Genomic DNA, 13,468 nt, shown 5'->3' with positions numbered 1-13,468 from the left:
TTACTCGCCCTCCTTTTCATCGCCTGCCGTATCCTTGACCGAGATGTGCGCCTGCCACATATCCCTGTAAAGTGTGCATTTGCTAAGAAGCTCCTCATGTGTTCCATGAGCCTCCACATTTCCTGCATTTACCACAAATATCTGATCCGCATCCTTGATGGTGGAAAGTCTGTGGGCTATGACTATCAGCGTCTTACCCGCCACAAGCTTGGCGATAGAGCTCTGAAGTATGGCCTCATTCTCCGGATCGGTGTAGGCTGTTGCCTCGTCCAGTATAACTATCGGCGCGTCCTTCAGCATCGCCCTGGCGATGGATATCCTCTGTCTCTCACCGCCCGACAAATGTCCACCTGCACCGCCGACCACGGTGTCAAATCCGTTCTCAAGGTTCATGATGAAGTCGTAGCAACCACTCTTTCTGGCTACCTCGAAGGCCTCGGCGTCCGTGGCATCCGGTCTTCCCTGTCTTATGTTGTCCCTGACTGTCTCGTTGAACAGGTAATTATCCTGTGACACATACGCAAGCCTGTCGTTGAAATCCGTCAGCGCGATATCCTTTATGTCCACGCCTCCGATCTCTATGCTTCCGCTGTTCACATCCCACAGTGAAGCTATCAGCTTGGCTATTGTAGACTTTCCGCTTCCCGACGGACCGACTATCGCATTTACCGTTCCCGCCTTTATATCCATGCTCACGCCGTGGAGTATCTCCTTGTCGTGATAGCCAAATGTGATATCTGTAACCTTTATTCCATTGTCCTTCGGCTGTGCCTTTGTGTGCTCAGGTCTTACGAGTTCAGGCTGCTCCAGGATTCCTGTAACCTCTCCGATGACTGTCGACAGCTTGCCCAGATCATCGGTGTATGAACCGATTGTAAGCAGCGGACCGACTATTCCAAGTGAGAGGATGATACACACAACGAAATCCGCTGTGGTGAGCGAACCATTTGACACATAGTGCGCACCTATCGGAAGGACCGTTGCAAGTGTGTACGGTGTGATGACGAACATGGCTGCTTGGAAGAATGAGCACTTCTTCATCCAGTTGATATACGAGTCTGCGTTCTCCTTTGCCGCCTTTGTGAACTTGGCATATGAGCTCTCTGTCTTGCCAAATGCCTTGATGACCTCAATTCCATCTATGTACTCCACTGCTGCGTCGTTAAGTGCCTTGGTCTTCTCAACTGTCCTGTTGTAGTTCTCCTGGAAATCGATCATCATGCCCATGTACGTTACAAATCCAACGACTATCGGGATAAATGAGAACAACGCAAGTCTCCAGTCAACCATGAAAAAATACACGATGACAATGATAGGCGCCAGCAGGTTGGATGTAAACTCAGGCACAACATGTGCCAGAGTCGTCTCTATGCTGTCTATTCTCTCCACCATAATGTTCTTGAACGAACCCGATGGCGTATCCTTCACGTATCCAAGCGGCACCCTTGCAAGCTTGTCGCAGCATGACTTTCTGATATTTGCAAGCACGTTGAATGTTGCCTTGTGGGAACATGCCGTTGATACGCTATGGCAAAGCTCAGCAAGTATAAACGAGCCCGCTATGATAAGAGCCTTCAACATATATTCCCTGAGATCCTTATCCCCGTCAAGGAACATCCTGACCACGTCCGCAATGATGAAATACGGAACTATCTTGAATACTACATTGATAACCGCCAAAATGACGCTCCACACATAGGATGACTTCTTCTGCCCCGCCCATGTGAGGACCCAGCTCACCGCTGATTTCTTTTTTTCTTCCACTTTTTCTCCTCCTTATATCTTGAGCAAAAACTTGTTCGTTTTCGCTTATTTGCATTAGTTTCGTCTAACCTCATAGTTTAAAATTATGCGGTTCGGTATTTTACCTTGCCGCATAACTACTGACTACTCCGGAAACTGCACCTTCCATAGTCTCTCCCAACCTCCAGTGTAGAATTTCTTGAGCTTGCCCACATTCTCTATCGCAGTCTCGCGATCCATGTCGTGTTCTATGATCTGGAATATCGCCGAAAAAAAACCACTATATATCATATGACAAAGGCTGTCGCTTATGTCCGGCACATTTATACCGGCTCTGTGCATCTCATCCACATACTGCTTTGAAGATCTCATCTCACGGCCTACCAGATTATGTATCATATCTCCATACTTCTCATTGTCACTGCACCGCAGTAAAAGTTTGAAATTATCATAATGGTCATACACGTAATTCACCATCTGATCCATTCCGTTCCCAGATGCGCTTGCCATGTTCTCAGTCTGCTTCTCCGGTGGCAGGCTCTGAAACTCCTCAAGAACGCTGTCATATATCCCATATAGCTCCTCCACATACGGATCTATCAGCGCATCAAAAAGAGCCTCCTTTGTAGGATAATATTTATAGAATGCACCTGTTGTAAGTCCGGCATCTTTCACAATGCTTCTGAGCGATGTCCCTGCAAATCCGTACTCAAGGAAATGCTTCAGTGCCGTATTCAGTATGTTTTGTCTTGTATTTTCTGCTTTTTCTGTCATAAAGACTCCTCTCCCGTTTAATATGCCTCGCTTCTGACCGAAACAGATTCCAAATGCAAGTGCCATACCAACCATCAGGCACGCGCAAATATAACAGTGTTATATTACACTGTTATATTTTATATATAATCCCCCTGTTGTCAAGTGCTGTTTTGATAATTTTTCAGCCATATCAAATTTTTGATAAAATATGCGCTTTACCCTTATAAAAAACAACCACCTGATATACAATACGATATCAAGTGATTGTCTAATTAGTTTTTCTCTCTTCTTCTCTGCTCTCTTGTCTTATTCTTTTCTCTATCTCCACACTCTTCATATACTCAAGACCTACCTCTCCATCTTTCTTAACTGCGGTCACTATCCGATGAAGCTCTCTCCTAATTTGTTCTGAGTGTATCAGAATCCCAGGCAAAGTCCAACTACGGATTGCAGTTCTTACAAGGTTCATATCCCTCAGATATAAGCTCGTCCCTTGTGGTCGTTCTCTCAGATTTATTCGCTTCCTTCATCTGTTTCACACTCCTGCATGATGGCTTATGAAACTTACCGGTGTTGGTGTTGACTATGTATATATCCTCATCCGCAGACTCTTTCTGGATCTCCGATGTATCACTGCCAATATCTGACTCCGTATCCTGAGTTTCTCCGATCATTCCAGCTTCTGCTGTCTGGTCATCATCTCCTTTTTCCTCTGATACTTTAGTGCTGGCATTCTCTCCCGGCACCACATAATCCGGATCCGCTTCGCTGTCCCCTGTAGCATAGTCGATTATCACGCCTGGCTGTACATTGTACACATACACATTGAAACTTACTCCTGCGCCTTTATCCTCCACGGACTCCGCCTCCATCTGCACTCCGGACGCAACCAGATTGTCTCCATCGTATACAGGTGTAACCCTGTAAAGCACATGATTTCCAGTACTTTCCACATAATCAGCTACCTCATTTTCAAATGGCAGCATGCCAGTGACATTCAGATATCTGGTTCCAGTTATCAGATTCTTTTCATTTGCATTCTCCCCGGCAAGCTGATATCCGATCAGATGGCAGCGATTATACAGATAATTGCCGTCTATACGATCATTGTATTTAACTGTATGCCACCCTGAAGGCTTTATCATACCTATCTCGCCGCGCTCCTCCGTTGGCATAATCTCCTTACAGATATTGGCATAGGCAACTCCACATCTTCCAAGAAAGTCCAGATCGCTGTAATTCTCAAATGCCTCCGTCACCATCTCATCCTCACTGAAATAAGGCACATTGCCATTTATCTCACAATATGCCTCTCCCGAATATATGGGAATATCAGCAATCTCCATGCTCGAAGCCTGCTGATCTGCAATATTCTCAGATGCTGCCGCACTGCTTTCAGGTGACGTGTTGCCGGCGTTATCTTTTTTCTCCGCAGCTGTGGTATTCTCTGATTCTGAGGTATCTTCTACAGTCTCCTTCTCATATCCCTTTACCGCGGACCTGCTGCCATCCGCAATTTCTGACATACTGCACCCGGACATCAGCAATGCAAATATTGCTACATACAGTACACTGTAAAATTTTCTTTTCACGTCACATTCTCCTCTCTGAAAATGTTATCCCTGCCTATATACATCCTATTAAAATTTAGCTATCTTTTTCCAAAATGTATAATAACATTCTACATTTTGTCATCCGTTTTGTGAATACATCCCCGCATAAAACCTCAATTCAAAACAAAGAGTTTTCACTAGCTGCTTTAACGAATCATTGCAACAAAAAAGAGGATATATACCACATGTGATACATATCCTCCTTACAATTTATGCTCCCTTGTGTAAGCTTTTCCCTACACCATTCCATTTGCGACCTTATACTTGTAGAGCATCTCCGCATGATTCTGCTCCTCGATCTGTATATCCGCCAGAAGCTTTCTCACCGCGCTCTCGCCAAATGCAAATATCTCTCCATTGTACTCGCCTGACACAAGCTTCTCTGTTCCAATACAGTCTGTTGCAAGGAACTCATCATTCTTCTTATCCTCGGAATCGTCCATCATCTTGTATGTCTGCTTTGGCTCATAATCTTTTCCATCGCTGTCATTGCAGTCACACTGTGGAACCTGTCCGTCAAGCACCTGGGTAAGTGAATCATAGTGCTTCTGCTCTTCCTTCTGTATAGTCTGGAACAGATTCTTAAGCTCAGGATCCTTCGCCTGCTCCGCATATCTTCCATATTTCTCCACACAGGACTTCTCCTGTGTCTGAAGATCCTGGATAACTGTTTTCTCTTTTTCCTTTAATATCATAGCAATACTCCTTTCCTATAAAAAACTTTTTCTAACATTTCATATTGCATAGATATTATTGACCCAATATCATCATTTCTATTCTTATATCTAAAAAATACTCCCCACAATTGCCAGTCATATTCGTTTTCTTATATCTCACAAGCTACACATTTTCCTCAGTTTTCATCGTTCGCTGATCATTTACAGTAGTCACTACTGCGCCTCCAAGGATCAGCACATCACCGGCTATCTCCGGCAGCGACAACGCCTCATACAGAAATACAAAAATGGGCATTGCTCTACACAATGCCCCTTTCCATAAAATAATGCTTCTTATACATTATTTGATCTTCTTCGTCATAACACCCTTCACGATCTTATATGTATGTTTCTTGTACACGATCCTTCCTGTGAATTTACTTTGAAGAACACCCTTCTTGACATAATAAGTCTTACCAGTCTTTACCGGCTTCACAAGTCCCGTCTTTGTACTCTGGAACACGCCCTTAACTACATAGTATTTTTTGCCGCTGATATTTACAAATCCGGTCTTACTACTATGAAATATTCCCTTAACCACATAATACTTCTTGCTGCCGATCTTCACAAATCCGGTCTTGCTTCCCTGGAACACGCCCTTTGCAACGTAATACTTCCTGCTGCCGATCTTTACAAATCCGGTTTTGCCACTCTGGACTACTCCTTTTACAACATAATACTTTTTGCTTCCACTCTTCACAAATCCAGTCTTGCCGCTCTGAAGCAATCCCCCGGATATATAATAGGTCTTTGAACCGACCTTTTTCAACCCGGCTGCCTTTGACTGCCATACTCCCTTGCTCACATAATATGTCTTACCACCGCTCGCTATCATTCCGGTCGTGCCTGTCTGGACTGCACCGTTCTTCACATAGTAGTACACACCATCCGTGCCCTTCACTATGCCGTTGCTGCCAGCTGGGACAAGTGGTGTCTTGGCTGGCTCTGTGATCCTGTAATTTCCTCCATCTATGGCCCTTGACATCTTGTCATAAGCTTCCCATAAGTTCTGATCATTCTTCATTGAGACCGGATTCTTTACGCTCTTTATGAGCTTCTGTGCAGCAACCGCATTATTAGGAAATGTACCTCCAGCCTCACTTATATATGCCATGGTGTCTGCATCACAGCATACGGCCTTCAGTATCTCTGCCGCAGTCTTATCTGCCTTGCCGCTCTTTGCGAAAAGGTATGTTCCTCCCCAGTAGTATGGAACAGGGCCCTGACATACTGCCATAGGCTTGTCAAATGTCAAACTCCAGTTTGCAGCCCAGGTACAAGAGAACCAGCCAAATACCTTGCCGCTCTTTGTATCGTCAACCCATTTCATCTCCCACATGGAATGGCCTGTATCGTATCCATTGGCTACAATACCTTCTATGAGCTTCTTTGCCACATCCTTCTGACTGTCGGTCAGTCCATAATCAGCAGAGTCATACTGCGAAATCCCCGCCATATTTGCAAGCATTTCACAATATTGATCTCCATAACTAGACTTATTTGCGGCTCCGGAAGTCATATAGTAACCTGCAGCCTTCATCTTTGCAGCCACACTCAGGAATCCATCTGCCGTTCCTATCATCTTCTGTACCTGTTCAGGGTCTGAAGTACCCAGCACTTTCTGGGCAATATCAGGATCATACATGAAGATTCCCGGATTTGCCTGCCATGTCATAGCTGTGAGCTTTCCGTCAAATGTTCCCGCTTTTCTGGTATAAGGATACGCTGCAGAGTACGCACTCGTAAGCCCCAGCTCAGCCACGGTCATATACTTATTCTGAGCATTTATATCCCCAAGCACCGAAGCATCACCTGCCACTATAAATGTAGCATCAGGATTCTTCTCAAGCACCAGATCAACGCCCTTAAGATAATCAGGGTCTGTTCCCCCAATTTCAAGATTTATAAATGCTATCTTACCCTTAAGATCACTGCGTTTATTCAGCATTTTCTCAAGAACATTCTTTACTTCTTCATTCCATGAAATAACATAGACCTTGCTCGTATCCGACATATCTGACGGATTATAACTTCCAACAGTGAAGCTTATCTTCTCACTGTTACCATACTTGTCTGTCACTTCACAGGTGTATGTGCTGTAGGATATCTCTGAATTACTATTGTATGTTACAGTGATAGAATCCGTAGCCGCCTCATCATCACCTACACCGCTGCCAGTCCATTTATACGTCAACTCGCCCTCATTACAGCTCGCTTTGACCTTGAGAGTCACTGATTCTCCCTGTTTAATGATCACATTCGTGCTTCCTACAGTCTCCACCTTGAGACCATTATCCACATTCACCGTAAAGTCTACAAATTCAATGTTATCATACTTGTCACTGACTTGACATCTATATATCTTCTTTCCAGTGACACTTTCGGTCGTGAATACGTCGCCACTGCCAAGCACATCATAAGTCGCAACGTCAAGCCATGCATATGTGAGCTCACCTTCATCGCATGACGCTTCAACCTCAAGAGTTGCCTTTTCATTGTATGGCACATTTACCTTTGAAGAACCCTTTGCACTGACCTTCAATCCATTTTCAATATTTATATAGTAGTATATGGTCTTTGTGTTGCCATACATATCGGACACGTGACAATACACACTGGTACGTTCCGTGACTGCTACCGTTGTGAATTCTGCAGGGTTATCCGCAGATACACTTCCCTGCCCCTCCCAGACATAGGTTATATCTCCCTTGGCGCAGGATGCCTGGACCTTAAGCGTTGCTGTGTCCCCGGCTTTAAGGGTTATTTCTGTGTCACTAATCGCTTTGGCGCTTAAATCATTATCTATCACAACATTAAAGCCGTATATATAATACCCTGAGACAAAACTTTTTGAATAAAGCATCAACTCACAGTAAAACGCCTTCTTCACATTCTTTCTTTCATATATACTACCTGTATACTTCTGCTCACCCGTAACAAACCATTCGTATGTCAGGTCTTCCGTATCCTCAGTAACCCCATATCGTGAAAGTACATCAAAATTCGGTTTGAGTGTAACATCATCTCCTGGCTGTATAGTTACGGTTTCCGTACGACTTGGTAGTGGGCCAGCCTTTACATCAATTCCCACAAATGGCAGCCACACAAGCACTGCCATGATGGCGCACACCGCCACCCATAATTTTCTCATTTTCCCCATGCTTTTCTCTCCTTTTCTTTTCTACACTTAATTCTCATGGCCAAGATTGGGTCATCCCCACTTTCTCCTTATCCCTCCTTCCTGTCATATACATAAAAATACACCCCATCCCAGATATAGTCAATATATTGATTATATTCAAGATATTAATCATAATTTTAAAGCAGTAAAAAAGGATGACCGTAATTTTCACGGTCATCCCAAATCAAAATTCTGCTCTTATTTACTTCTGCAGCTTTCTGAATTCCCTGCCATAAGCCACATACATGACAAGAAGTATCACTCCCACTGCCAATACAGGCATCACTCCTGTGTCAAATGCAAACATGCTCATAAACGTAAGTATCCACATGACAAATCCTGCCTTAATTCCAGTCATAAATCCCTTCTTGGAGGATTTGGCTATCATGATAAGCTCAGCCTCGTCCGATGTGTTCTCCCAGTCACGGCGAAAATGCATATCGAATATATTTCCGCTTTTCTCCGGGTTAAGCTTCTTCTCTTCATCGATGACAAGCTTTTCAACCACACAATACAGTGCCATAGATATCAGAAATACGAGCTCGGACAGCACTGTCAGGAATGTGCCACGCCCATCACTGTACGTCCTGTCCACAGCGTATATACACACCGGAAACAACACAAGTCCAACGAACACGATGACACACGGGAGATATGAGGCAGTCGTGATCCGACTCTCTATATCCACTATCACATCCTCGTTCTCTCCGTCCCAGCCTCTGATCATCCTCTTTATCTTCCCATACATGACAAATGACACCACAAACGTCGCCAGCATGAGCACACCATATACTATAGGCAGCGTATCAGCTGTTATCCACCATATATGATCCCAGTTGACCCCATCCAATGTGTCCTTGTTCACCGCGGCAAGCCTTCCCGCCAGGAAACCTCCCAGCAGACTTGCCAGGATCATGACCGCAAATATTATATATATCTTCAGATTACTTTTCTTGTTCACTTTTTTATCAGTATCCTTCATCTCATATCCTCTTTTCATTCTATGAATTAACACGACCTTATCCATATGTCAGGAATCATTCCTTATCATCCTCGTATTGGAATATATCCTCCACACTGGCACCACACACCTTTGCGATCTTGAGTGCCAGAGTCACCGATGGACTGTAATCTCCCCTCTCTATCTGACTTATCGTCTGCCTCGAGGTCTGCACCAACGCTCCCATCTCCTGCTGGTTTACTCCCAGCTTCGCCCGATATTCCTTCAGCCTGTTGTACAGCGGCATCTATATCACCTCCAGCTTGTTAATCTGTATTGTCATCATAATCAGGTCCATTATCTGTTTATGCCGTCCTCTCCATCAGAGCCCAATCCTTTTATTACATTGTCCGCATCTTCAGCTTCTGCTCTGTCTGCCAGCCCATGCTCTGCATACTTATGTGTGGATGTCCCCCATATCATGGAAAAGCTTATTCCAAAACAGAATCCAATGGAAATTCCAAGCGCCAAATTGTCAAACAGTATTCCATACACTATACCAAGTGCAACACCTATGATAATTCCAAGTGGTGCGCCAGTGGTTTTATCGCGCTTACACACATATATTTTATCCCTCAAAAAGAATCCATCACTCTTCCTATCTCCAAATACATCTATCACATTCTGATACACATTGCTGTGGGCAACCTCCATCATGTCATCTGCCAGATTCTCCACCTCAGGATGAATGTAATACTTTCTAAGCTTGTATATACTGAGTACATCCTTGCCACTTTCAGGTTCAGGCGTCAACTCACTCCTGGCAATATCTTCTTTATCAAAGATAAAGCAGCTCCACATCTGCTTGTTTCTGAAGAAACCATACACAGGGAGTCCATTTTCCAGACCTTGGCGGATTTCGCGCTCAAGCTCAGTCATATCACAGATCTCAGCAATAACATCCCCCAGCTTGTTCTTCTTTAACATTCTCTCTGTGATCATTGTCACGGAATACCCCTTGACCTGCGTCTTCAATTTGTCCACCGGTTGGGAGACGATCATGCCCTCAAACATAGCTTGTAGTGTTTCACAGGTAGATTTCTTATTACCTTTATCCATGCCATTTTCACTTAGATTATCCTTTTTATTTACACCTTGCTTTTTCCTCATATCCTCATAACTCCATTTTAATTCTTACCACTAAAATCCCATTCCAAATTCAAGCTATATATATATTATATATGCCAAATGACAACTATAGTTGTCATTTATTTTACAATGGAGTATAACAAATGACAAGGAAAGTTGTCAATAACTTTTGACAACTTTCCTTGTCATATCAATGTTGGAACGGAGGCACCTGAAACCTGGAGAACCGCCAGACTGATGCCTGGCAGTGCAACAACAAAACAATTGAGCAAGATCATCTTTTGTTAAATGATATCATACTTCTCCACATCCACGACTGCCTGTCCCTCACATAACAGCTCTATTCCATCCGCTTCAATAGGTGTATATATCGCCGTGCTCATTGTCATAGCTCCATCATTTACAAACAGCTCTATCGAATTCCTGTCCAGTATAAATCTGAGCTTTATACTATCTTGAGCCTCCTGCTGTTCATCAACCTTTCCCTTGACATCCCCGTAACATTCTGCTGATTTCACGCAGGCCCTTCTGATACACACCACATCTTTCTCAAATCTGGCAAATGTCCTGTCCATCTCTATTATATTATTTTCTCTGTCATATATAAATCGAGTATAATATCCGCTTCCCTTTGCCAGATTCACGGTAAATCTGCTGTATTTGTTTCCAGTGATTACAAATGTCACATCCAGACTTCTTCCACTTATACCTTCCAGACTACGCCGTCCACTCACTACTTCATCTGAGTACCTGACCATATTAGCATGATACTTCTCTATCTCTCTCACTGGCTTCTGTATCAAGCGTCCATTTTTCAGAGATATCTCCCTCGGAATCGTCATCATTCCCTGCCACTTCTGTCCACCGGGTATCCACAGATTATGCCACGACTGCATCCACGCTATCATTATCCTTCTGCCATCCGGCAAAAGTGTAGTCTGAGGCGCGTAGAAATCTGTTCCATAATCAAGTGATAATGGCTCTCCACCGTCAAATTTCTTCTCACCTTTATCAAATTCTCCAACAAAATAGATAGAATTATTTCCATTGTGGAATTCATATCCCTCTGCTTTCATTCCCGTAGGCGATACGAGAAGTACATGATGATCGTCTAATTTGAAGAAATCAGGGCATTCCCATACGCCGCCCAGATCACCTTCATTCCGTGCAAGGATACTCTCAAATGTCCAGCTTTCCATATCAGCGCTCGAAAGTAATACCACAAGCCCCTTATTATCCTGATCCACACAGCCTGCAGCCATATAGTATCTGCCATCCTCAAGCCATGCCTTCGGATCTCTGAAATCCGCTCTGCTCAATCCCTCCGGCAGCATATCTCCAGTCACCACCGGGTTATTCTGTATTTTTTTATATGTAACGCCATCACCAACCGCTATGCTCTGGTTCTGCAATACCCCATCACCGTCGGGATTTTTCATAACACTGGTATATATCAGGACATGCTCTCCATCTTTTTCAATGGCCGTACCTGAGAAACAGCCCTCGGCATCATATATCGTATCAGGTGCAATCGCCACAGGAAGCTGCTCCCATCTTATCAAATCGTCACTGACCTGATGCCCCCAATGCATAGGTCCCCATTCCGTACTGTACGGATGATACTGGTAAAACAAATGCACCTTACCATTATACACAGAAAATCCATTCGGATCATTCATCCAACCGACAGGCGGAGTCACATGAAACAACGGTCGCTCATTCTTATCTATTTCATTCTGAGTTTCGTATTCCCTCGATGCAGCAAGTGCCTCGCTAACCACATTTTTTCCCGTCATATTCCCATTTATATCCATCTCTTTTTCTCCTTTATACTTACATGGTTTATATTTTGCGTTCTTTCAAATAACACATTTAAATCAATAAAATAGAGACATTTCCACTGTACCATACATAGCATCTCTTGAAAATGTCCCTAAATAAATTTATTTCCTATTTTATAATAAACCTACACTGAAATATCTTTCAGCTCTGTCCGCCATCACAGTGGCTATAACTTTATCTTTCCCATATTTTTCTGCCATCTTCATAGCCGCCCATACATTTGCACCGGATGACGTACCTACAAGAAGTCCCTGTTCTTTGGCAAGTCGTCTCGCCATCTCAATGGCATCCTTATCCGCCACTTCCACCACATCTGTTACCAGTGATGTATCCAGGACATCCGGTATAAATCCATCGCCTATTCCCTGTATCTGATGGATTCCCGGGCCATCTCCATGTAGCGCTGACACTCCCTTAGGCTCAACGGCAACAATCTTCGTATCTGGATTTTTCTCCAACAGATATTTAGCTATACCTTGGAGAGTACCCCCACTTCCAACACCAGACACATATATGTCTATCTTCTGACCAAGCTGTTCACACATCTCAACTGCTGTTGTGCGATAATGCGCATCTGGATTTGCCTGATTGACAAACTGCTGCGGCATGAAATACTTCTCTGGATCAGATTCTGCTATCTCATTTGCCTTATCAACAGCACCACCGATGCTTAGAACCGGATCCGTAAGTACCAGCTCAGCACCAAATGCCCTGATAACCTTCTTTCGCTCCTCACTCATATTCTCTGGCATCACAATTATCACTTTATAACCTTTCTGAACACCACAGAGTGCAAGCCCTATTCCGGTATTACCGCTCGTAGGCTCTATAATAGTCATTCCCGGCTTGAGTTTTCTCTCACTCTCTGCAACCTCCAGCATGTTTTTTGCGATCCTGTCTTTAATACTTCCACCAGGATTAAGGAATTCCGCCTTGGCAAATATATTGTATCCTGTCGACTTTTTCAGACACATAAGCGGAGTATTCCCTATCAGATCAAGCACATCATTGTAATACATATTAATCCCTTCTTCTCTTTACTTTATATTATAATATTTTACATATTTTTCCACCAAAGTCACTATAAAATATATAGAACTGCCTTTATATTAATGTGGTTCATTCTCCTTTTTCATAGTTTGCCATTCCCCTTCCCACTAATATAAATAAAGCCTTGAAACACTGAGTTTTCAAGGCTTTTTAGCAGGGGATGAGAGAATCGAACTCCCACCAAAGGTTTTGGAGACCCCTATCATACCATTTGACCAATCCCCTATATACAGAAAAAATTTAACACCTGTTGCAGCGTTAAATTTTCTCGGTACTTTTATTTTGTACCTTCAGAATTTCACACAGAAAGCTAGTAACCTAACCCCATCTAACAACCAACGACTGTTTCAAAGTAAACTTTATTCTTTACTGTGTATGCCTTAGATTCTGCACCTTGCAGATATCATGCACACTTGCGTATCTCCAAAGCTTATCTCTTAGAAACCTCTAAGGATAAGTCCTCGACCTATTAGTACTT

11 protein-coding genes and 1 tRNA gene are annotated in these 13,468 nt (G+C 43.5%); all 12 read right to left on the bottom strand.

From position 1 onward, the window contains the following. Positions 1-1,764: an ABC transporter ATP-binding protein gene (locus DXB91_RS06160; protein ID WP_117551028.1), complete on the bottom strand. Its 1,764-nt coding sequence runs from the start codon at positions 1,762-1,764 to the stop codon at positions 1-3. Positions 1,765-1,887: 123 nt separating this feature from the next. Next, the gene (locus DXB91_RS06155; protein ID WP_117551030.1) at positions 1,888-2,517 is read right to left on the bottom strand and encodes a TetR/AcrR family transcriptional regulator; all 630 of its coding nucleotides are present in this window, start codon (positions 2,515-2,517) and stop codon (positions 1,888-1,890) included. A 422-nt stretch (positions 2,518-2,939) separates the two neighbouring features. Continuing rightward, complete coding sequence (locus DXB91_RS06145; RefSeq protein ID WP_243003533.1) at positions 2,940-4,091, bottom strand: DNA/RNA non-specific endonuclease; 1,152 nt, start codon at positions 4,089-4,091, stop codon at positions 2,940-2,942. Positions 4,092-4,348: 257 nt separating this feature from the next. After that, on the bottom strand, positions 4,349-4,807 hold the full coding sequence (locus DXB91_RS06140) for a ferritin-like domain-containing protein (RefSeq protein ID WP_055147620.1): 459 nt from the start codon (positions 4,805-4,807) through the stop codon (positions 4,349-4,351). Between the two features lie 145 nt (positions 4,808-4,952). Further along, a complete protein-coding gene (locus DXB91_RS14550) occupies positions 4,953-5,084 on the bottom strand; it encodes a hypothetical protein (protein WP_278321119.1) in 132 nt (43 codons plus the stop codon). A 45-nt stretch (positions 5,085-5,129) separates the two neighbouring features. Then, positions 5,130-7,988 carry a hypothetical protein gene (locus tag DXB91_RS06135; RefSeq protein WP_118017122.1) on the bottom strand — a complete coding sequence of 953 codons (2,859 nt, stop codon included), beginning with the start codon at positions 7,986-7,988 and terminating at the stop codon, positions 5,130-5,132. 223 nt (positions 7,989-8,211) lie between these two features. Next, a complete protein-coding gene (locus DXB91_RS06130; RefSeq protein WP_118017120.1) occupies positions 8,212-8,991 on the bottom strand; it encodes a DUF3169 family protein in 780 nt (259 codons plus the stop codon). Between the two features lie 55 nt (positions 8,992-9,046). Further along, positions 9,047-9,256 (bottom strand): helix-turn-helix transcriptional regulator, encoded by a 210-nt coding sequence (locus DXB91_RS06125; protein WP_118017118.1) that lies wholly within the window; start codon positions 9,254-9,256, stop codon positions 9,047-9,049. Between the two features lie 50 nt (positions 9,257-9,306). Next, positions 9,307-10,119 carry a hypothetical protein gene (locus DXB91_RS06120; protein ID WP_243003532.1) on the bottom strand — a complete coding sequence of 271 codons (813 nt, stop codon included), beginning with the start codon at positions 10,117-10,119 and terminating at the stop codon, positions 9,307-9,309. A 263-nt stretch (positions 10,120-10,382) separates the two neighbouring features. Further along, entirely contained in the window at positions 10,383-11,912 is a 1,530-nt protein-coding gene (locus DXB91_RS06115) for a glycoside hydrolase family 32 protein (protein ID WP_118017114.1), read from the bottom strand. Positions 11,913-12,053: 141 nt separating this feature from the next. Next, positions 12,054-12,959: a cysteine synthase A gene (gene cysK, locus DXB91_RS06110; RefSeq protein ID WP_118017112.1), complete on the bottom strand. Its 906-nt coding sequence runs from the start codon at positions 12,957-12,959 to the stop codon at positions 12,054-12,056. Positions 12,960-13,144: 185 nt separating this feature from the next. Next, positions 13,145-13,215 (bottom strand) — tRNA-Trp (locus DXB91_RS06105). Positions 13,216-13,468 lie beyond the last annotated feature (253 nt).

It is taken from the genome of Coprococcus sp. OM06-34AC (assembly GCF_003462545.1).
Taxonomy (GTDB): Bacteria; Bacillota; Clostridia; order Lachnospirales; family Lachnospiraceae; genus Coprococcus; species Coprococcus aceti.
Note: the sequence above shows the minus strand (reverse complement) of the source record. Positions and strands in the feature narration are given on the sequence as shown.